This window comes from Oryzomonas sagensis (assembly GCF_008802355.1).
Lineage (GTDB): Bacteria > Desulfobacterota > Desulfuromonadia > Geobacterales > Pseudopelobacteraceae > Oryzomonas > Oryzomonas sagensis.
In genome coordinates, this window is sequence record NZ_VZRA01000001.1 from 1,191,824 (window position 1) to 1,212,615 (window position 20,792).

Here is a 20,792-nt window from a genome sequence, read left to right on the forward strand (position 1 = left end):
CGATGGCGGTTCATATGACGAGCCGGCGGTTGCGGATACCGGCTGCGGCATGGGGAGTTGCCGCAAGCAAGGCACGGGGCTGGCCTGCAGCCGCCTGCTTTCAGCAGAAAAGCGGCGGCCCCCCGGGACGGGGATTCCCCTGGGGGCTGGTGCAGCCAGACGCAATGGAAGGAAGAGGGATGAAACATGCCGCAGGACATGCCTGGGAACAACGAAGCAGCGATTTAAGCACGGTCCCCATACTCGTCAACGAGTGGTTGCCGCGCTTGGCCAGCCCACCTTTCGGAAGCTGAAATTTCAGCGATCCTCCACGGGGGTATCCAGAAAAGCCATGATCGAATGGTACATTGAAACGGGCAACTCCTTATGGCCTTTCCCGGGAGCAAAGACCTTGTCCCAGCCGTACCCCTGCAGATCCACCGCAATCACCCTGCCGGCGCCACGCGTATTGATGTGCGGGGTTATCTGTTTCACCACCCGCTGCCCAGGCTTTCGATTGAAAAAGTTGTGTTCTTCCTCTATATGCCGGATCAGTTCTACAAGTTGAGTAATGGTCACAGAGATGCGGCCTCGCTACGATCAGAGTCTTTCCCACAAGAGAAACCCCCCAAGCAGCCTCATCGCCTGGGGGGTCCGGTGCATCACACAAATGAAGGAGGGTAAAACATGACACCGGGCGCGGCAGAAGTCAACCGCAACAAGGATTTGCACAATGTTTCCCCATTTTTGCCGCCTTGAGCCCCCACGCCAAACCGTTCTCGAATGAACCGGCAAAAAATCGGGTGCCCGCCTCTGCCCGATGTCGCGGCCGAATAAGAAAGGCCCCGCTCCCTCTGCGCAGTGGTGCGTCGCACGGGGGCTCAGGGCCTTCTCCGGGGAAACGGTGGCGAACCGTGAGATCAGCGGGGCGCCCCGCGCCCCGCCTGCACCTGTGACGGCGCCACCCCCGCATGTTTCACGGGATACCGTCCCGTCCTAAAAATCGTCATTCTCGCGTTGTTTTTTGAGCATCTTTTCCAGATACAATTCCGGTGAGGTGAGCTTCGCAACTTCCGCCTCGTTGTAACCCAAGGCACGGAAGTTCAACACGCCGTTGACGATATGGCAATTCTCGCAACTGAGGGCCTTCGTCTTCGTCACGAGGTGGCTGCTGGAGAAGTAGATGGTTTGCCAGCCCGGCTCCGCCTGGTACTTCTTTATCCCCAAGGTCTTGGCCGCCGAGGCTACCCCGGCCAGGGTATCGCCGTTGGCCATGGGCTGGGCAAAGTCCATGGCAAGCAGGTTGCCGGTCAATTTGTCGTAATAGGCCTTACCCTGGAAGATCTTGAAGGGGTAGATCTTGCTGGCCGCGTCGCCCCGGCTCCCCTTGGGGCCGATGAAATGGGGCTCGTTCCGGACGGTCCTGTTGTACCACGCGTACACCGGGATCGTCTCGTTGGCTTCCTTCTTCAGGGTTGAAGGCTCGTAAAACCCGTTGGCCAGTTTTTCCCATTTGGTAAAATCCTTGGCGCTCGCCCCGCCGGTTCTGGGGATATGGCAGGTCTGGCAGGCGATCCGCGCCGTATGGCGGTTGTAGGCATCATCCTTGTGGGGGCGCTCCGGGTGGCAGCCGGAGGTGGTGCAGGTCAACCGGGTACCGTCATTGGCCCAGTTGTTGGGGTCGTAGCCGGTGGGAAAGCGGTGGTCCCTGGCCTTATGACAGTCCGCGCATTCCATCTTCTTGGCGGCGTGCACATCGTTCGCCGCGGTAAAGGCGAAGCCGCGCTTGATATAGACGCCGCCGCCGGCCGCTTCGTGGCAGACCATGCAGTTTTTGACCTTGGGCTTGGCAATGGCCAGCGCCGCCTTGGTGCTGCGGTCCTGCCCCATGACGATCCGCCCTTTGTCATCCTTGTACGGCTTGCGGTTGCTGAAGTCGTAGGCCGACGAATGACAGATCAGGCAGTCGATGGCCGCCTCCGCCTCGGGCCCCGTGCTCCCGACATCACTCACGTGGTTCCCGGGATGGCAGGTGTTGCACCCCGTATACTTGGTCTTGCCGGCGGCGTTCATCGGGATCTCTTTCAGATTGTTGACGATGTCGTTACCGTTGCACATGGTGTAGATGCGGTTTTTCATCCCATATTCTTTGCCCGCCTCCAGATTGTCCACGTTGTCAACCTTTGAAGCGTGTTTCCAGTGGACCGTTTCAAGAAACTTGTGCGCGGTCCCCTGATGGCACTCTTCGCAGGTCCCGGGACCTTTGTATCCGTTTTTCTCGATGTAGTCGCGCCCGGGATGCTCCGCCGCCTGGACGATGCCGGATAGCCCACACAGTACTGCCGCCGTTGCCAACAAGTTGAGATTCATGGTCCCCTCCGAGACAAAAATTTCTTTAAATATACAAAATACTATATATATGTCAATACAAATTTATATATAATAGTCAGTGGATGATGTGGGGCTTTCCGGAGCTCATGGGAAGGCCCTTCAGCGCGGCATATCCCTTCCGGTCCCTGAGGGGAGGGAGGGAAAAGTCCCCCTTCACCTGCCACGCGTCCTTCAGATAGACCCAAGGAGCAAGGGCCGACAGGGTGTAGCCCGGTTCGAGTTCGATCTTTTCTGAGCGGATGGCGCGGATGAACAGGCCGCTCTTGTCGGCGATCACCTCATGGCTGCCGTTGAACGGCAGCGCGCCGGGGTCGCTGTACTCCCAGGCAACCTGCTGCCGCTGCACCCCCTGGGGGTCGCCGTGGCAGGAGTCGCAGCCGCGGCCGGGGCCGTACTTGTGGGACATCTTGTCCAACTGGATCCAGAGCAGGGCTTTGTTGTTCTCCGGCAGGCCGTCGAAGAGCCCCACATAGGCCCAGGCGTCGTCCGTGCGTTTCAGGTCGGGAAGGTCGGCGGGGAAGCGCCAGTGCAGCCCGGGCGTGAAGGGTGACGACGTCTGGTTCATGACCGCCATGGGAAACGGTTTGACCGGAATCCAGCGCCCCTTCTGGTCTTTGATCAAAAAAGGCTCGGCCATGATCCCGTAGTAGGCTTTGAACTTGAAATAGGGGGTTGCTGCGCCGGCCAGTTTGCCCGGCCCCCAGTAGGTTCCCTGGTAGCCCCCCACATTGCGGATATGGCAGGCTTCGCAGGTCAGGCGTTTGTGCAGGGAGGCGGCATGGTTCCTGACGATCTCCCCATGGCAGCGGCCGCAGGAGTCCTGGGCCTGGCGCCTGACCATGGCGTGGCCGATGGCGGGGTTGCTTTTGCTGCTTTCGTGGCAGTCGAGACAGCCGACCTTGGCGGCCACGTGGACATCCGGCGTTCCCCCCTCGGGGAAGGAGAAGCTGCCGCCGAAATATCCCGCGCCGCGGCGCCGGTCCTCGGGTCCGGCGTGGCAGACCGAAGCGCGGCCATTGCCGTAGCAGCTCTCCGGCGAGGGGGTCTTGACAAAGGTGTGCACGCCTTTGGCCGGGTCGGTCCCGCTTTTGGGCTGGGGGGCGTAGTGGCAGTCCAGGCACCCCACATGGCAGGTGCTGCAACTCTTCTGCCCCAGGGCGGCGGCCTGGTCGCTGAATGGCTGCGCCGTTGCATTCCGCATCGCCCCCACGTTCCCCTCGAACCACGGGCCGCAGTTGTGCGGCCCGCGCTCAACGTCAAGCCACCCCCCGTACTGGCTCTGTTTGCCGTTTTGCGCCATGGTGCTGCGGCTGAACTCGGCAAATTCCCGCTGGTGGCAGGCGCCGCAGGTTTGCTCCATCATGGCGAAATTCTGCGACAGGGTGTCGCCCCGCTTGTCATGGTAGAGGAGCGCGGTCACCGAGGCATCCCTGACCTTCTTCCCACCCTTGTCGGTACTGACGATCAGGCGGGAGGCGGGGGCGGCGCCGAATTCCAGCGGGTAGCTGCGGGGGCTGGTCATGACGGCGAAGCCTTTCCGGGCCACCGGCATGAGGCGGCCCATGCCCCGATGGGCCTCGCCCGGCACGCGGGCGGACGGGTTGCCCCGATGGCACTCGCTGCAGGTGGCCGGCATACCGCTTTGGGCTGCCACCTCTTTTTGCGTGACCGTAAAACCGGGATAGCCCAGCTTTTTCATCGCCTGGCCGTCCTCGTGGCACTCCCGGCAACTGTCCAGAGGCCAGGCGGTCAGGGGGACAAGAATCCAGAGCACCAGTGCCAGGCTTATTGCCGACACGTTCATCAGGCACCTCCTCACTACGGGTTATGGGGGTTGGTCCGGTGGTTTCGCTGGCGTCGGGGAAAAGGCGGCAGCGCTTTCGCGGCTCATGCCGGATGGCGGCACGCCTCCGGCAGTTGCTGCAACGCCATAAATATTCAAATATCAATATGTTGCAATATAATGGGAGCCGGTCCACAGTATGGGCATTTTTTTTGCTTAATTCAACATTTTATATATGCGAGTAAAGAAATGTTTCACTATTTATATAAAATGATACAATGCGGCAAAAAAAGTTCAAGGCGGCCAGACGCGCGGGAAGGGGGGGAAAGGCGAAACCGGCCGTAAACCGCGCAGTGGAACGGGAGAATGGCGGCGCGTCGCGTGCCGCCACAACACACACAAAAAGGAGGAGACCGTGAAGAACAGAATGTTGTCCATGCTTTTGGTCGGGTTGATTGCAGGGATGAGTCTTCCCCTCTCGGCGCAGGCTGCCGATGAGGAGCTGCTGCAAAAGGTCGACAAGCTGTACAAGGAGATTGAAACCCTGAAGGGCTCGGTCAAGAAGGTGGAGGACAAATCCATCGGCAGATGGCTGACCATCGGCGGAGATTACCGTTTCAGGTACGATTATCTGAGTGGCCGCACCAAACCGTTCACCGATGTGAACGCCACCTTCAACAACGCCCAGAGCCAGATGCAGTCAAATTTTTTCTCTGCAAGCGCTTCGGGGGCTCCTGTTAATGGTTATTCCGCAGCCCAGTGGGCTGGGGCCCTTTCCCAGATGATGACGTTTTCACAACAGATGGCGCAGGTAAAGACGTATAATCAGGCCAATGCGTTTCTGGGTGCTAATCAGGCCCTGTTGGGTTCCCTGCAAAACTTTGCCGTACAGGTCCCTTCCTACAAGCCGGAAAACGCCACCCTCTATACCAACCGGCTCGGCCTGGACCTCCACGCCAAGGCCACCAAGGACGTTACGGTCAATACCCGCCTCGTCATGTACAAGGTCTTCGGTTCCCAGGATGACCAAGCCGTCACCAACGGCAACTCCGCTCCCTATTTTGCCGACCGCGTCGGCGTGTTCGACGGCACCCTCGGCCATGTCCCCTCCAACAGCTATCTGGATGTGGACCGGGCTTACGCCACCTGGAGCAATATCGCCGATCAGCCGCTCTGGTTCTCGGTCGGCCGTCGTCCCTCCACCAATGGCGCCCCCAGCAACCTGCGCCTCAACAACGAGCGCCCCGGCAATGGCGGCACCCCGTCGCTCCTGGTGGATTACGCCTTTGACGGTATGACCCTCGGCTATGCCCCGGACATCGAAATGCTTCCCGGCGCCTATGCCAAGGTGTGTTACGGCCGCGGCTTCGAGAGCGGCTTCCGTTCGACCCCCACCAACTCCGTCGCCGATACCGACATGCTCGGCATCGCCGTGATCCCGGTCGACACCGACCCGCTGCGCGTCTGGCTGCAGTGGAACCGCGGTTTCAATATCTTCGACGCCCCGAGCATGAGCAACACCTACTTCGGCAACACCGCTCCGAAAACCAACCTGGGCGATATCGACTGGTGGGGCGCCGGCGCCATGAGCACGCTCAAGAAGGTCGGCCCGGGCGATCTGAACTTCTTCACCGACGCGGCACTGAGCGTAACCCACCCCAACAGCAATGTTTCCTCGCAATTCGGCTTCCAGGGCCTCATGACCGGCGCCTTCTTCAATCCGGAAGCGCCGACCAGCAAGACCGGCTGGGCCGTATCCGCCGGCGTCCGGTACGACCTGCCGTCAAAGACCAAGCTGGGCTTCGAGTACAACCACGGCTCCAAGAACTGGATTACCTTTGCCCCTGCCGCCGACGACATGTGGACCTCGAAGGTCGGAACCCGCGGCAACGTGTATGAAGGGTACGTCATCCAGGAGTTGAACCTGAAACCGATCTCTTCCTACTTCAGCAAGACCTTTTTCCGCGTAGGCTACCAGTTCTATGACTTCGAATACACCGGCAGCAACAACTGGGTCGGCGCACCGGTCAAGATCTCCGATGTAAAGGGCCAGATGATGACCACCACCCCGCTGGAATACGCGCACAACGTGTATGCAACCTTCGAGGTGCATTTCTAGCAGGTTTCAAGTGTCCGCTTTCGTGATGCGGACAGTACACCGGGGGAGTGGAACCGTGCCTCCCGCTCCCCCGGTTTTTTTACCGGTTTGAGTCCTCTCCGTCTCCCGCCGGGGGGGGGCGGAGAAAAATACACCTACACCGTAAAAAAGGAGCAAGCGCATGAAAAAGATTCTCTCTGCCGTCGTTATGGCGGCCTTGTTGGTGTTCACCTCCCTGGCAGTCGTCACAACCGCCAGCGCGGAAGATGTCAAGATGGTCGGCGTCATCTCCAAAATCGAAATGGCGGCAGACGGCAAGTCGGCTACGGCAACCCTCAAGGACGGCAAAAGCGGGGAAAGCGTGACCATCATCATCACCGACGACCTGACCCTCGACAAATTCAAGGACAAACGCATCGTCGAGGGTGATGAGATCCGCTGCAAGTTCGAGAAGGCGGGCGGCAAGAATAGCAGCAAGATCTTCAAGAAAACGGCAGGATGTTAGACTAACCCCTCGCGAGGAGGGGCCGCATGACTGCCAGGCCGTTCCTGCTGCCGAGTAATGCACTTTTCAGCAGTTCAAACAGAGAGAGCCATGTCGCGTGACGTGGCTCTCTTTGTTTTTGCGCTGGCGGTTCCCGTGCATATGAAAAGCCCACCATGTCGTTCGGTGGGCTTCTTTTCTTTTGTGTCTCTTTGTGTGCTTTTCAAGCGGTTTCCCGATGCCTAGTGCCATCGGGCCACGTGCGCCTTCTATTTCGGGAACCAGCACGGCGGAGTGACTTCCATAGATTAGTAAGCCTCCTTTGCCTGGTTTGTACTGCTTTGCTGCTGATATTACTATAACATTAATGAGCTTAAATGGTAGTCTGTTTTTAAATAATCATAAAGAGTATACTAAAAAAATTGGCGCGGGCGCCGCTGCCGGGTGTTCGTGGGGCGTCACCACTTCTCCTGCACTGGCGGCAAGCGATAGGGGAGGGGCGGTACGTTAGTCTGTTGGTGGTTCTGATCGGGTTAATTTAATTGAAAATAATAATCAAAATCATTTACATTTAAAATCGGATTGGGTACTATACAACCATAAGTAGTACCAAAAATTCAGAGGAGGTAAGCCATGAACAGCATAGCAAGAACGATGACGGTAATCGCGGCATCTATGCTCTTTTCGGCCGTGCCGATCCTTGCCGATGAAGGAAATATGGGATCAATGGAGTCGCAGGTTCCGCAGGCGCAGGAAGGGACGAGGGATGAATGTCTGCTGGTTGCAATGAACTGTGGGAAAGACGTTGACTCTATTCAGGAACGGATTGATCGACTGAATGCTGAAATCGGCCGGGGAACGGACGTGTACACGCCGGAAGAGTTGAAAAAGCTTCAAGATCAGGTGAATGATTACAACAAGCAATTCGAACTTATCATTGAAAACGGCGGCGGTTAAAAGGGGTAGTGGCGGAATGTCTGCAACCCGGATGTAGCACGAAAAAGAAAGGCTGTGCGGCGAAATGCCGCGCAGCCTTTTTACGTCCCGATCAGGGCGATTGAATACTGTACTCTTTGCGAAAACAACGGTATGCTGTGTCCAACACCGACAACGCCCATAGATTATACCTCCCGGCAGGTTTTCGTGAAAGTGCTCCAACAGGGCTTGGGCCCTTTCTCGCCGGACGGCCTGTCGGGCGCCCGGCCCGAAGTGAAAGGAAAGGGATGCATGTCGTTTCAGATTACGAGTGAGCACATCAAGCTGGACAGTTTTCTCAAGGCGGTCAATGTCGTCGGTTCTGGCGGAGAGGCAAAGCTGATCATTGGGGAGGGGCATGTGCGGGTAAACGGTGCCGTCGAATTGCGCCGGGGTCGCAAGCTCCGTCCCGGCGACCGGGTAGAACTGGATGGCCATGCCTTTCTGGTGGAGTGACGGCGTCGTTTGGTGAGCCCCGGCGTTGGCCGCACCTCAAATTGATTTGACTTTTCCGGTGGTGTCGAACTAAAATCCCCCTCTATTTTGCTATTTTACCTGCAGCTATCACGTCCTGGGAGATGATATGAACACACGTTTTCTCGATGCTTGTTGGGGTAAGCCGGTGGACCGTACGCCGGTCTGGCTGATGCGCCAAGCGGGCCGCTACCTGCCGGAATACATGGCGGTGCGCTCGAAATGCACCTTCCTCGAATTGTGCAAAACCCCGGAGCTTGCGGCCGAGGTGAGCATTCAACCGGTGGACATCCTGGGTGTCGACGCCGCCATCATGTTTTCCGACATCCTCACGCCGGTGGAACCGATGGGGATGAAGCTGGATTTCGTGCCGGGACCGGTTTTCGAACACCCCATCAGAAGCATGGCCGACGTGGACCGGCTCCGCATCCCGCAGATGGAGCAGGACGTGCCCTATGTTCTGGAGACCATCAAGATCCTCCGTCGTGAACTGGCCAACAAGGTGCCGTTGATCGGTTTCGGCGGTGCCCCCTTTACCCTGGCCTGCTACATGGTGGAGGGCAAAGGCTCCAAGGATTTCGCCCAGATCAAGCGCATGATGTACTCTGCGCCCGATGTCTATGCGGCCCTCATGGAAAAGGTCACCATGATGGACATGGAGTATCTCAACGCCCAGATCAAGGCCGGAGCCCAGGCCATCCAGATCTTCGACACCTGGGGCGGCATCCTGGCGCCGTCGGATTACGAGACCTATGTCCTCCCCTATACCACCAAACTGATCAACGGCCTCAACCGGACGGAGACGCCGGTGATCCACTTCGTCAAGGGTGCCGGCGCCATGCTGGACTCGGTCAAGAAGGCCGGCGGCGACGTGATGGGGCTGGATTGGCACGTCAATCTGGGCGCGGCGCGCGATCTGCTCGGCCAGGGGATGGCGGTGCAGGGAAACCTGGACCCCACCGTGCTCTACGCGCCGAAAAAGGTCATCGAGGCGGAGGTCAAGCGGGTTCTGGACGAAAACGCCGGCCGGCCGGGGCATATCTTCAACCTGGGACACGGCATCCTGCCGACGGTCCCCCCCGAGAACGCCATCCATATGGTCGAGTGCGTACACCGGCTGTCGCAAAGAGCGGCACATTAACCGATTGGAGAATGGGGCTTCATGACCGTATCGATGAAAAACGTGGTTATCTTCGTCACCGACCTGGCCAAGGCCAAGAGGTTCTATGTCGAACTGCTCGGCCTGCCGGTTGCCGGGCAGAGCGAGATGGTGATGGAGTTCTTTCCCGGCACGCCGACCACCCTCGGCGTATCGTTGGCGCTCCACGAAGATGCCCGCAGGCTGGTGGGACGCCATACCGGCATCACCCTGCGGGTCGAGGGGATCGAGGCGCTGTGCGAATCCCTGCGGGCCGGCGGCGTTACCTTCGTGGAACCGCTGGAGTCGAGCCCGTGGGGCAAGATGGCGGTGGTCGCCGACTTTGACGGGAACCAGTTCGCCCTGGTGGATCGCTGATCCATAGTTATCGTTCTTAAGAACCGTCGCTGAGGCGCAAGATAAAAAGCGCGGCAGGCAACACGGGGGGAGGGGATACGTCGGGTGAGTTTTTTTCCGTCTATCCCCTTCATTCCTGGTGACCGGCTTCTCCGTCGCCCCGTCGCTGCGGCGGATTGCCCGCCGCGCAAATCATGGAGAATGGGATAGATGAAGATCGTAACCGCCGAACTGTTGCGCCAGCTTTCCGAACAAGCCTGCACCTCCCCCCGTCTGCGCAAGAATCACAACATCCATCGCTGCGACGAATCCCGTTGCCATCGCCTCCTGAATGCCGTTGAACCGGCCTCGTACATTCGCCCCCACCGTCACCTGGACCCGGAAAAGGATGAGGCCTTCATCCTGATGAACGGCAAGCTGGGCATTGTCACGTTCGCCGCCGACGGGACCATTGCGGAGACGGTTCTGCTCTCGCGGGACCAGGGCAACCTTGCCGCCGACATCCCCGCGGGCACCTATCATACGGCGGTGAGCCTCGAGCCGGGAACGGTCTTCTACGAGGCCAAGGCCGGGCCTTACCTGCCGCTCGGCGATGCCGAGAAGGCGGCGTGGGCGCCCGGCGATGACGAGCCCGGAGCAACGGCGTACCTGGAGCGGCTGCGGGGACTCTTTCCGGGGTGAGGCGGTCACGGCGATGAAGAGGTACGCACTGGCGATCACCCTGCTGCTCCTGATGGCCGCACCGGCGGTTTCCCAACCGCCGATGCGCCCGTACAGCGGCATCGGCGTGCTGCTCCTGACGACGGAACATGACGAGAGCGGCGTTCAGCAGGAGCCCCTGTACCTGTACGAGGAACCGGCCGTCCAGCGTATCGGAGCCCTGGACAGCGGCCGGACGCCCCCCTACGAGTGGCTCTTCACGGGGAACACTTCCGGGGTGCCGCTGATCGTGACGGCCCGTAAGGGGGAGTGGCTGCGGGTGGCCTATGACGATGCGGGCCGCCTGGGGTGGCTGGAACCGCGGCACCGGGGCGAGGTTCAGCCGTGGAGCGCCTTGCTGAAGGGGAAGCCGTGCCGGTTGCTGCCCGGCCTGCGTAAGCAGTATTACCAGATATTCCGGCAGCCGGGCAGGATGCCCTTGGCGCTGCCGGCATTGGCGAAGCAGTCGTTCAGGGTTGTCAAGCTGGACGGCGACTGGGCGCTGGCCATGCCGGACCAGAGTACGCTCGGCTGGCTGCGCTGGCGGGACGAGGACGGCCGGCTGCTGATCTCCGTGGGAATGGCCCCCGGCCCACAAAAACGTTGACGCCGACATGCCGGATGTGGTATAGAAAAAACCTATGTTTACTACGATGATTACCGCCATTGCAGCAGCACGAGCTATCAGCGCCGCGGCGAGCGACGCCGCTGGAGTGAGTTCTGCCCGGTGATCATTGTATGATCAGAATACCTTTACCAGCCGTGGGCAGAGAAGCCCGCGGCTTTTTTGTTTTTACGACGCTCTCGCCGCTCCGTTTCCGGTCCGGCGGGGGGATAGCGGAAACGATAAGGTGCATGTATCTATATAGTGAGAGGAGACGGCTATGCGTATCGATCTGGTAAGCCCCGGAACGGGGGAGTTGACCTACGAGATCCGCAATATTGTCAATGTGGCTGAAAAACTGCAAAAGTACGGCGTGAAGATCAACTGGGAGAATATCGGCGATCCGATCGTCAAGGGGGAGGTCATCCCTGGCTGGATGAAGGAGATCGTGGCCAATGCGGCCGCGGACGACGCCACCTGGGGCTATTGCCACACCCGCGGCGTACTGGAAACCCGCGAGTTCATCTGCGACATGACCAACCGGCGCGGGGGGGCCCGGATCACCCCGGAGGACATCATCTTCTTCAACGGCCTGGGGGATGCCATTGCCAAAATCTATGGCTGTCTGCGCCCCGAGGCCCGCGTGCTGATGCCGTCCCCCTCCTACACAACCCATACCCTGGGGGAGATCGGCCATGCCCATGCCGCCCCGGCCCTTTTCCGGCTCAAACCCGAGGAAAACTGGTATCCCGACCTGGATGACCTGCGCAACCATATCAAGTATAATCCCAACATCTGCGCCATCATGATCATCAACCCCGACAATCCCACCGGCATGGTCTATACCGAGAAGACGCTGCGCGAGATCGTGGCGGTGGCCAAAGAGCACAACCTGTTCATCATTGCCGACGAGGTCTACACGAACATCGTGTATAACGGCGAAACCGCCGTTCCCATCAGCGATGTGATCGGCGACGTCCCGGCCATCTCGTTGCGGGGGATCTCCAAGGAATTCCCCTGGCCAGGGTCGCGTTGCGGCTGGATCGAGGTGTATAACGGCCACGACGACCCGCAGTTCCAGAAGTACGTCAACCTGATCCTGACCAGCAAGATGAACGAGGTCTGCTCCACGACCCTGCCCCAGACCGTCATCCCCGCCATCATGCAGCATGCCGGCTACGCCGGGTACCTGGCGGAGCGCATCGCCAGCTACGAGAAGATGAGCAACATCACCTACGATTTTCTCAAAGAGGTGCCCCAACTCCAGGTCAACCGCACCAACGGCGCATTCTACATGGCCGTGGCGTTCAAGGCGGGGCTCTTGACCAACCGCCAGTCGATCCCCATCGCCAACAGCGAGGTGCGCGACCTGGTAAACGGCCTGGTCAACCAGCCCGGCGTCTCCCCGGACAAGCGTTTCGTCTACCACATCCTCGCGGCGACCGGCATCTGCGTGGTGCCGCTCTCCTCGTTCTCCACACCGTTGCAGGGCTTCCGCGTCACCCTGCTGGAGAAGGACGAGAACGAGTGCCGCCGGATCTACAGCACGCTGGCGGAGAAGATCGGCGAATACCTGGCGTCGTAATTTTCTGTAAATTCGCAAGTTGTCACGGGGAAGGGCTCGGGGAGTCTTTCCCCGTTTTGTTTTGATCTTTTGTGGGGCGAGGCTAGGAGCCAAGGGGAGGATTTTGTGTAACGTCAGGTTCTGTGGTATATAAAGCGATCATGACGTGTCACTTAATATCAAATTTTGAAAAATTGAGAGCGAGACGGGGTGAGGCTATCTCATGAACGACAAACCGAAAATCGTCATCATCGCCGGACCCAACGGAGCAGGTAAAACAACCTTTGCCCGTGAATTCCTCCCCCATGAGGCGAACTGCCCCGATTTCATCAATGCCGACCTGATTGCCGCAGGGCTTTCGCCGTTCAGACCGGAAGCGGCAGCATTTCGGGCCGGCCGTCTGATGCTGGAAGAGATGCACGAGAAAATCCTCAACAACAAGAGCTTTGCCTTTGAGACAACGCTGAGCGGCCGCACGTATGTAAAGCTGCTGCGGGAATGTCGCAATCGGGGCTACCATGTTTTGCTGGTCTTTTTAAGCCTGCCGACGGATGACATGGCGGTGGCGCGGGTAGCGGCCCGTGTGGCGCAAGGGGGCCACAACGTGCCGGAGGCCGATATCCGCAGACGATTCGGCGTGGGGCTGAAAAACTTCCATGAAGTTTACAAGGAGGCCGTTGATGGATGGACGATGTACGACAACTCTGGTAATATACCCAGAGTGATCGAGCGAGGAGAAAACAGATGAGCACAAAGTCTATGTTGCCGATGAATGCAGAATTTGCTGCTATTGATACCGCTCTGAAACGGGCCGCCAAGGCCGCCCATCTGCTGGCCCGCAAGACCAAAACCCCCTGCTATATCTGGAAAGGCGGCGAGATCGTGGATATTGCCGGATGGCAGAAAACGTCTGTGCAAGTCGATAGAACGGCAGGAAAGAAAAAAATCCAGCAATAGAATTTGAAAAAGCTGAAAGAAATAAAAAGGGGGGAAAGGCATCGCGCCTTTCCCCCTTGGTAATTCATCCGGGATCGACAAACCCCGATCAGGCTTTTTTGTCGTCCTCGCCGTCCTTCTTGGGCTTGATCTCGATCTCGTCCTTCCCTTCGGACGCTTTTTTGAAATTGCGGATGCTCTTGCCCAGTGCGCCCCCGATTTCGGGAAGTTTCCCTGCACCGAATACGACCAGAACGATGACTAATATGATTATCAGTTCGGGCATGCCAAATCCAAACATGTGATCCTCCTAAAACATTTCGGTAAATAATTTTGTCAGTATCGCACTGGCGCGCAAAAAAATCAAGTATTGCTGATGTCTCCCCGCCGGCTTGCCCGGCAGTGCGGGCGCACGGAGCTGATTTTATTCCATGTCTTTGAAATTAAAGATATTGTTTGCCCCTCATTCGTTGACAGCCTGTGGTCGGCATGATAAAAACGGTGAACTTCACATCGTTTCGCAAGGGTGGTCATGTATGGCAAACGAACGGCAGGCAAGCTTGTCGGCACTCAACAGCAAGATGGTGGCCGTTTCGCTGGGTATAGCGATCGTGGCGGCGGGCGGCCTGATGGCGGCCGGAGGCGGCGGTATCCCGGCCATTGCCGCTGTCGTCGTTACGGCGCTCTTCAGTTCGCTGGCGTGTGCCAGAATCTTTGCCGGGGGCGTTGCCGCCGCCCGCCTCGAACAACTCGCCGTGGTGGAAAAGCTCGGTTTGTCCGGTGAGGTATCCGGCTATGTGGAAGAAAACGACGACCTGAGATCCTTGCTGTCCCGCAGCGGCTTTATCATGGCGGTGCTGGACGCACGGCTGCGCGAGCATCGGCAGCTTCTGGCCCAGATCGTTGCGGCGGAGGAAAACCTCAAGGTCGTCATGCACAGCCTGTCGATCAGCGACGAGAAGGAGCTTGTCCAGGTGCGCGATGCCGTGGCCGCCATGGAGAGTATGGACGGCGCCTTTGCCACGGTTATCGGCGATATCGACGAACTGTCGGGGCGCAGCGCCGAGCAGGAAACCCTGTCGACCAAGATGAGTACGACCACCGACGGTATTGCCGACAATATCAATCAGTACTCCAGTTTTGTCATCGAGACCTCCAGCTCCATCGAGCAGATGGTCCGCGCCATCCGGGAGATCGCCGACAACATCCGTGGCCTGTCCGCCTCGACCGAAGAAACCGTGTCCTCCATCAACCAGATCAGCGTTTCCCAGGCCAAGGTGCGCAACAATGCCGAGCGCGGCGCCCTTGCCTCCGAAAACGTCCGCGAACAGGCCCAGAGCGGCTTGCGGAACATGGCCGCCACGCTGCGGGCAATGCAGGAGATTGAAAAGAGCAACGTGGAGTCCTTCGATGCCATCAACCGGCTCTCACGGTATTCGGCCCGTGTGGGCGAGTTCCTCAACGTCATCCAGGAGGTGGTGGAGCAGACCAAGCTCCTCTCCCTGAACGCCTCGATCATTGCCGCCCAGGCGGGCGTGCGGGGGCGGGCGTTTGCCGTCGTCGCCGAGGAGGTCCGTTCCCTTGCCTCCCGCACATCGGCCTCCACGCGGGAGATCGAGGAGTTGGTGCGCAATATCCAGAAGGAAACCGCCGCGGTGCAGCGTTCGGTGACCCAGGGGAAAGACAAGGTCAAGGAGGGGGTGAAGATATCCTCTCTGGCCAACGAAGCGCTGGTGAAGATCGAGAAGAGCGCCGACGAGGCCTCCCACATGGTGGCACGGATTGCCGCCGAAGCGGCGGAGCAGACGGTCGGCATCCAGCGTATCACCGAAGAGGCCGAGAAGAACCTCGAACGGGTCCAGCAGATCACCCTGAGCACGGAGAACCAACAGGACGGGGCCAACCTGATCGTCAGAAATCTGGAGCACATGCGGGATCTGGCCCATCGCATCAATATGACGGCCCAGGAGCAGGCCAAGGAGAACCGCCTGTATCTGCAGGGCGTCATTGAGCACAACGAGCGGACCAAGGGGCTGAAGGAAAACGTTTACCACCAGCTGGTCGTCGCGGAAAAGGCGGTAGAAGCCGTGTGCAAGGTGGACGACATGATCTCGGCCAATACCGTAGAAACCCGGAAGATCCTGGGGGCTGTCACGGCTTTGACGCGCGTGATCGACCTGCACCGCGGCGAGGCGGGCGCCGAAGCGGGTGAAGGTGAGGAGGCGGTCCGCTATGAATAGGATGCTGCCGGTATCCCTGCTCCTCCTGCTCGCCATGGCCGGTCCGGCGGCGGCAGAGGATATGGAGATCACCCCCTTCCGCACCGTCAACCAGAGCCCGCTGGTACAGATCTTCGGACTTCCCCCACAGTCGGAGGCTACGGTCGCCCCTTCCGGGAAGACCGTCGTTAGCCTTGTGCAGGATGTGGCCAGCGACTACACCGTCAGTTCCACGTCCCGGGAGCAGATCCATCTGGACGGCGAATCCTACCGGTGGACCCTGGCGGCCCGCCATGGTTTCGGCGGACGTTTCGATGCGGGGTTTGAGATCCCCTATGTCCTCTACGGCGGCGGTTTTCTGGACAGCTTCATCATCGAATGGCACAAATTTTTCGGCCTGCCCCAGGGGGGACGCACCAGCGCCCCGAAGGGCCGCCTGCTCTTCAGCTATACCAAGGACGGCGTACAGAAACTCAAGATGGACCACGCCGATTCCGGCCTCGGCGATATCAGCCTGACGGGCGGGATGCAACTCTACGAGGCCCGGGACGGGGAATCCCACGACAGCCTGGCGCTGCGGGCCTCCCTCAAGCTGCCCAGCGGCGACAGCAATTCCCTGCGGGGCAGCGGCAGCACCGATGCCACCCTGGCCCTGTGCGGCAGTATGAACAACTTCACCGAATGGGGTTCCCTGGGCGTCTTCGGCTCCCTGGGGGGGATGGCCATGAGCGATGGGGATGTGCTGCGCGACCAGCAGCAGCACCTGGTCGGCTTCGGCACCGTCGGCCTGGGGTGGGGGCCATGGTCGCGGGTATCCTTCAAGTTCCAGCTCAACGCCCATACGGCCTTCTACCGGGGAAGCACCCTGGACGAACTCTCCAAGCCGTCTTTGATGCTGGTTTCCGGCGGGGCGATCAAGCTCCCCGGCGATTACCGGCTCGACATCGGCGTTTCCGAGGATGTGGCGGTTGCCACCGCCCCGGATGTGGCCTTTCACCTGGGGGTGAGCAAACAGTTCTGACCGGCTGGCGGACCCCGTCCGGCCCTCTGACGATAAAAAAGAGCCCCGCTTTCGACGGGGCTCTTTGCGTTTCCAGGCTTTGTTGTCTCGCCGGATCAGTAGTTCTTGTCGGCGTAATCGACCCAGCCGCCGGCCAGCACCAGGGCCTTGTCGAACGGTGACAGGCTGAAGCTGAAGGTCTTCTGTTTGCCGCCGCCGCTCACGGTCAGGCTCTGGGCCTCGATGTCGATGCCGATGGCGGTGTCAGCGTCGTCGGCGTGGGAGAAAATCTGGTCCAGGTCCGCCTTGGGCAGCTCGATGGCGGCCATGCCGCAGTTGAACATGTTCTGGCGGAAGATGCGGGCAAAGGACTCGGCGATCACGGCGGTGATGCCGTTGACCTCGAACACCCAGGGGGCATGCTCCCGGGACGAGCCGCAGCCGAAATTGGCGCGGGAGACGACCACCCGGGCCGATTTCGTTCGCGGCCCCTTGGGGTCGAAGCCGGGCAGCTTCAGGTCTTCAAGTATGTAGGGTTTCAGGTCTTCCTTGGTGATCTCGGTCAGGTACTTGGCCGGGATGATCTCGTCGGTATTGATGTCGGAACGGTCGAGGAAGAGGGCCGGGCCTCCGAATGTCTTCATATGGTCAACTCCTTGAAAGAATTAATTCTCTAAAAACGTAAATCTGCCACAGAGACACGGAGACACAGAGGACGTCAAAATCAAAAGCGATATCAAAAGAAACTCGAATGGTTGAAAAGCATGTTTGCCGTTTGAGGTTTCGAATTTCTCCGTGTCTCTGTGTCTCTGTGGCAGGTTTTCTTCTGTGCCCTTACAGGTACTTCCTCGGGTCGGCGATCTTGCCTTCAATGGCCGAGGCTGCCGCGGTGGCCGGCGACATGAGGTGCACCATGCCCCCCTTGCCCATGCGTCCCATGAAGTTGCGGTTGGTGGTGGAGGCGCAGACCTCGCCCTCGGCCAGCACGCCGTTGCTCATCCCGAGGCAGGCGCCGCAGGTGGGGTTGGTGATGCAGAACCCGGCCTCCATGAAGGTGTCGATCAGCCCTTCGTGCAGGGCCTCCTGGTAGATCTTCGGCGTGGCGGGGGAGAGGATGCCGCGCACCGTGGGGGCGATCCGTTTTCCCTTCAACACGTGTGCCGCGATGCGCAGGTCTTCCAGGCGGCCGTTGGTGCAGGAGCCGAGGTAGACCTGGTCGAGCGGCGTGTCCGGCAGGTCGGCCACAAACTTGACCTGATCCGGTTTATAGCCGAAGGTGGAGATCGGCTGGAGCGTGGTGACGTCGATGTCGATCACTTGGTCGTACTCGGCGTCGGCATCGGCGGCCCACCTGGAGTATTCGGCCAGCGCGGCCTCCTTGGAGGCGAATTCTCCCTGGATGAAGGGCCAGAGGAACTCCACGGTGGTCGCGTCGGGCTGGCAGATGCCGGAGGTGCCGCCCGCCTCGATGGCCATGTTGCACAGGGTCATGCGGGACTCCATGGTCATGGCGCTGATGGTGTCGCCGTGGAATTCCATCACCCGGTCCGTGGCGCCGTTGACGCCGATCCTGCCTATGATGTGCAGGATGACGTCCTTGGCGTAGACCCCCTTGGGCAGGGCGCCGGTGACGTTGAACTTGATGGTCTTGGGCTGGCGGAAGGCGCAGACCCCTTTCAGGATGCCGACCTCCAGGTCGGTGGTGCCGATGCCCGCGGCAAAGGCGCCGAACGCGCCGTGGGTGCAGGTATGGGAGTCGCCCATGATGACCGTGTTGCCGGGGCGGATGAAGCCCTTTTCCGGGAACAGGGCATGGCAGACGCCGTTGGCGCCGATATCGAAGAAGTCGCGGATCGCGTGGCGGCGGGCCCAGTCGCGCAGGATCTTGGCCTGGGTCGCGGTCTTGCTGTCCTTGCTGGGGGTGACGTGGTCGATGACGGCCTTGATCCTGGACGGGTCGAAGACCCGGTCCTTGCCGCGCCGCACCAGGTCGTCGATGGCGATGGGGGTGGTGATTTCGTGGCACAGCACCACGTCCAGTTTCAGCACCTTGGTGCCGGGGAAGGGCTCCTCGACCAGGTGCGCCTCAAAGATCTTTTCCGCTGTGGTTTTACCCATGGGTTCATACCTCGCTTCAATCTGTAATGGTTCCCTGTATACCTTATTCTTTTCGCCAACAAAAGCAGTATATGGTGACGTTGCCATCGTGAACGGCGATGGCAGCCCCCTATGTTTCCGGTTGTCTGAGATGATCGACGAGGAGCCGGGCGGCGGCGTGCAGGGCAGCGCAGGAGCGGACGCAGAGCTTCAACTCCCGGCGGGCCCAGGGTTCGTCCAGGGCCACCGGGCGGATGCGCAGCCCTTTGAAATAGGGCTTGGCGGCACCCTTGGGGACGATCCCGATGCCCAGGCCGGCCTCCACCATCAGGCAGAGGGCATCGAAGCTGTTCACCTGGATACGCAGCTTGGGGGTCCGGTCCAGTTCCTGGGCGGCCCGCAGCACCTGGTTGTGGAGCGCGCTCCCCACGGTCAGGCCGACGAAATCGAACTCCAGGGTCTCCTGGAATGAAACGGACCTCCTCCGGGCCAGGGGGTGATCCTTGGGGGTGATGACGATGAGCTGGTCCGAGTGGTACGGCAGGAATTCCAGATCCTGGCGGTAGGTCCCCATGGTGATGATGCCCACGTCCGCCGCTCCCTCGGCCACGGATTTCATGATGGTCTCGCTGATCGCCCCCTCCAGGTGCACGTGTATCTGGGGGTGCAGGTCCATGAACGACCTGATCTCCGCCGGCAGGAACTGGTTGATGGCCGAGATGTTGGCGCACAACCTGACGTGGCCGCGCACGCCGCTGGAGTATTCGCTGATCTGCACGTAGAGGTTGTTCATGTCGTGCAGAACCCCCCGGGCAAGTTGCAGCAGGGTAATCCCCGCGTCGGTCGGGGCAACCCCCTTGTTCGTCCGGTGGAGCAGGGGGGTCCCGAAGCCCTCCTCCAACTCGCTGATCCGCTTGCTGACGGCCGACGCGGCGATATGCTCCCGTTCCGCCGCCCCGGCGATGGTGCCCTCTTCCACGATGGTGACGAACAGTTTAAGCGACAAGGGGTCGATAATCATGGTGTCTCGCTGGTCCGCCCTATTCCCGGCGGCCTGGGCCGCCCGGTTCCCTGGATCGGGCATAACAGTAAACCAATATCCTGGCATGCAACAACAATTTTTATCCGCAGCCTCGGCCCAGGGAAATAATCCGGGATTTCCCCTTGTCGCAATTCACGGAAATTTCAGGTGGAAAGCGTTGGGGGCGTGGTGTATAAACGAGGTTCGAGAGGTAAAGCAACCATGACACCCGATCAACTCAAACTATTGTTGGATTCCGTCAAAGAGGGCACCGTCCCGGTCGAGCAGGCCGTCGAGCGGCTGCGGCAGCTGCCGTTCCAGGACGTGGGGTGCGCCCAGGTGGATCACCACCGGGAATTGCGCCAGGGCATGCCCGAGGTCATCTTCGGCGAAGGGAAAAAAGACGAGCAGATCATCACCATCATGGGAGCCATGGCGGAAAACGGCAGCAACGTCCTGGTGACGCGGATCGATGCGGACAAGGCGCAGCGAATCCAGCGGACCTTTTTCGGCGCCCTGTACCACGCCAATGCCCGCTGCCTGACCCTGGAACAGCGGCCGGCGGAGGCCAAGGGGCGGGGGACGATCCTGGTGGTCTCGGCCGGGACCTCGGACCTGCCGGTGGCGGCCGAGGCGCTGGTCACGGCTCGTTTTCTGGGCAACGAGGCCGAGCATATCTACGACGTGGGCGTGGCGGGCATCCACCGCCTGTTGGCCCGGCACGAAGAGCTTGCCGCCGCTTCGGTGCTCATCGTGGTGGCCGGCATGGAGGGGGCGCTGCCCACGGTGGTGGGCGGGCTGGTGGACAAGCCGGTCATCGCCGTGCCGACCTCCATCGGCTACGGAGCGGCCTTCGGCGGCATCGCGGCGCTTCTGGGGATGCTCAACTCCTGCGCCGCCGGTGTTACGGTGGTCAACATCGACAACGGTTTCGGCGCAGCCTGCGCGGCTTCGCTGATCAACAGGGCCTAGC

Annotated in this window: 21 protein-coding genes; 14 read left to right on the forward strand and 7 right to left on the reverse strand. The window is 60.1% G+C overall.

All coding sequences use genetic code 11. The features are described 5' to 3' along the window. Positions 1 to 297: 297 nt before the first annotated feature. The 3 genes from F6V30_RS05360 to F6V30_RS05370 form a co-directional block, all read right to left on the reverse strand. The gene (locus F6V30_RS05360; protein WP_191965579.1) at positions 298 to 474 is read right to left on the reverse strand and encodes a hypothetical protein; all 177 of its coding nucleotides are present in this window, start codon (positions 472 to 474) and stop codon (positions 298 to 300) included. Between the two features lie 501 nt (positions 475 to 975). Continuing rightward, entirely contained in the window at positions 976 to 2,349 is a 1,374-nt protein-coding gene (locus F6V30_RS05365) for a cytochrome C (protein ID WP_151155637.1), read from the reverse strand. Between the two features lie 76 nt (positions 2,350 to 2,425). Further along, positions 2,426 to 4,174, reverse strand: coding sequence for a cytochrome c3 family protein (locus F6V30_RS05370; RefSeq protein WP_151155639.1), 1,749 nt, complete (start codon positions 4,172 to 4,174; stop codon positions 2,426 to 2,428). A gap of 406 nt (positions 4,175 to 4,580) precedes the next feature. Between F6V30_RS05370 and F6V30_RS05375 the strand changes: the two genes are divergently transcribed. The 11 genes from F6V30_RS05375 to F6V30_RS05425 all read left to right on the forward strand — a co-directional run bounded on the left by F6V30_RS05375 (position 4,581) and on the right by F6V30_RS05425 (position 13,503). Then, positions 4,581 to 6,272 carry a DUF3373 domain-containing protein gene (locus F6V30_RS05375; protein ID WP_151156420.1) on the forward strand — a complete coding sequence of 564 codons (1,692 nt, stop codon included), beginning with the start codon at positions 4,581 to 4,583 and terminating at the stop codon, positions 6,270 to 6,272. 160 nt (positions 6,273 to 6,432) lie between these two features. Further along, the gene (locus F6V30_RS05380; protein WP_151126820.1) at positions 6,433 to 6,756 is read left to right on the forward strand and encodes a hypothetical protein; all 324 of its coding nucleotides are present in this window, start codon (positions 6,433 to 6,435) and stop codon (positions 6,754 to 6,756) included. 612 nt (positions 6,757 to 7,368) lie between these two features. Then, a complete protein-coding gene (locus tag F6V30_RS05385; protein ID WP_151155641.1) occupies positions 7,369 to 7,692 on the forward strand; it encodes a hypothetical protein in 324 nt (107 codons plus the stop codon). Positions 7,693 to 7,962: 270 nt separating this feature from the next. Then, complete coding sequence (locus F6V30_RS05390) at positions 7,963 to 8,166, forward strand: RNA-binding S4 domain-containing protein (protein WP_149307333.1); 204 nt, start codon at positions 7,963 to 7,965, stop codon at positions 8,164 to 8,166. A gap of 127 nt (positions 8,167 to 8,293) precedes the next feature. Further along, on the forward strand, positions 8,294 to 9,325 hold the full coding sequence (hemE, locus tag F6V30_RS05395; RefSeq protein WP_151155643.1) for a uroporphyrinogen decarboxylase: 1,032 nt from the start codon (positions 8,294 to 8,296) through the stop codon (positions 9,323 to 9,325). A gap of 21 nt (positions 9,326 to 9,346) precedes the next feature. Beyond that, positions 9,347 to 9,700, forward strand: a complete 354-nt coding sequence (locus F6V30_RS05400; protein ID WP_151155645.1) for a VOC family protein — start codon at positions 9,347 to 9,349, stop codon at positions 9,698 to 9,700. Between the two features lie 189 nt (positions 9,701 to 9,889). After that, entirely contained in the window at positions 9,890 to 10,360 is a 471-nt protein-coding gene (locus F6V30_RS05405; RefSeq protein WP_151155647.1) for a WbuC family cupin fold metalloprotein, read from the forward strand. A gap of 13 nt (positions 10,361 to 10,373) precedes the next feature. Continuing rightward, positions 10,374 to 10,985, forward strand: a complete 612-nt coding sequence (locus F6V30_RS05410; RefSeq protein ID WP_151155649.1) for a hypothetical protein — start codon at positions 10,374 to 10,376, stop codon at positions 10,983 to 10,985. A gap of 277 nt (positions 10,986 to 11,262) precedes the next feature. Beyond that, on the forward strand, positions 11,263 to 12,567 hold the full coding sequence (locus F6V30_RS05415; RefSeq protein WP_151155651.1) for a pyridoxal phosphate-dependent aminotransferase: 1,305 nt from the start codon (positions 11,263 to 11,265) through the stop codon (positions 12,565 to 12,567). Positions 12,568 to 12,769: 202 nt separating this feature from the next. Then, positions 12,770 to 13,294 carry an ATPase gene (locus tag F6V30_RS05420; protein WP_151155653.1) on the forward strand — a complete coding sequence of 175 codons (525 nt, stop codon included), beginning with the start codon at positions 12,770 to 12,772 and terminating at the stop codon, positions 13,292 to 13,294. Then, positions 13,291 to 13,503, forward strand: a complete 213-nt coding sequence (locus F6V30_RS05425) for a hypothetical protein (protein ID WP_151155655.1) — start codon at positions 13,291 to 13,293, stop codon at positions 13,501 to 13,503. Before F6V30_RS05420 ends, F6V30_RS05425 begins: the two co-directional genes overlap by 4 nt. 88 nt (positions 13,504 to 13,591) lie before the next feature. Here F6V30_RS05425 and F6V30_RS05430 read toward each other — a convergent pair whose 3' ends face one another. After that, entirely contained in the window at positions 13,592 to 13,783 is a 192-nt protein-coding gene (locus F6V30_RS05430) for a twin-arginine translocase TatA/TatE family subunit (RefSeq protein WP_149307327.1), read from the reverse strand. A gap of 235 nt (positions 13,784 to 14,018) precedes the next feature. Between F6V30_RS05430 and F6V30_RS05435 the strand changes: the two genes are divergently transcribed. Both F6V30_RS05435 and F6V30_RS05440 read left to right on the forward strand, forming a co-directional pair. Beyond that, complete coding sequence (locus F6V30_RS05435) at positions 14,019 to 15,722, forward strand: methyl-accepting chemotaxis protein (RefSeq protein ID WP_191965580.1); 1,704 nt, start codon at positions 14,019 to 14,021, stop codon at positions 15,720 to 15,722. After that, on the forward strand, positions 15,715 to 16,722 hold the full coding sequence (locus F6V30_RS05440) for a DUF3187 family protein (protein ID WP_151155658.1): 1,008 nt from the start codon (positions 15,715 to 15,717) through the stop codon (positions 16,720 to 16,722). The genes F6V30_RS05435 and F6V30_RS05440 overlap by 8 nt, the downstream gene beginning before the upstream one ends. 95 nt (positions 16,723 to 16,817) lie before the next feature. Here F6V30_RS05440 and F6V30_RS05445 read toward each other — a convergent pair whose 3' ends face one another. From F6V30_RS05445 to F6V30_RS05455, 3 genes are all read right to left on the reverse strand, one after another. Continuing rightward, entirely contained in the window at positions 16,818 to 17,345 is a 528-nt protein-coding gene (locus F6V30_RS05445) for a 3-isopropylmalate dehydratase small subunit (protein ID WP_151155660.1), read from the reverse strand. Between the two features lie 190 nt (positions 17,346 to 17,535). Next, positions 17,536 to 18,819: a 3-isopropylmalate dehydratase large subunit gene (locus tag F6V30_RS05450; protein ID WP_151155662.1), complete on the reverse strand. Its 1,284-nt coding sequence runs from the start codon at positions 18,817 to 18,819 to the stop codon at positions 17,536 to 17,538. Between the two features lie 109 nt (positions 18,820 to 18,928). Beyond that, a complete protein-coding gene (locus F6V30_RS05455) occupies positions 18,929 to 19,882 on the reverse strand; it encodes a LysR family transcriptional regulator (protein ID WP_246163225.1) in 954 nt (317 codons plus the stop codon). A gap of 159 nt (positions 19,883 to 20,041) precedes the next feature. Here F6V30_RS05455 and larB point away from each other — a divergent pair, with 159 nt between their 5' ends. Beyond that, entirely contained in the window at positions 20,042 to 20,791 is a 750-nt protein-coding gene (larB, locus tag F6V30_RS05460) for a nickel pincer cofactor biosynthesis protein LarB (RefSeq protein ID WP_151155664.1), read from the forward strand. The last annotated feature ends 1 nt before the right edge of the window (position 20,792 follow it).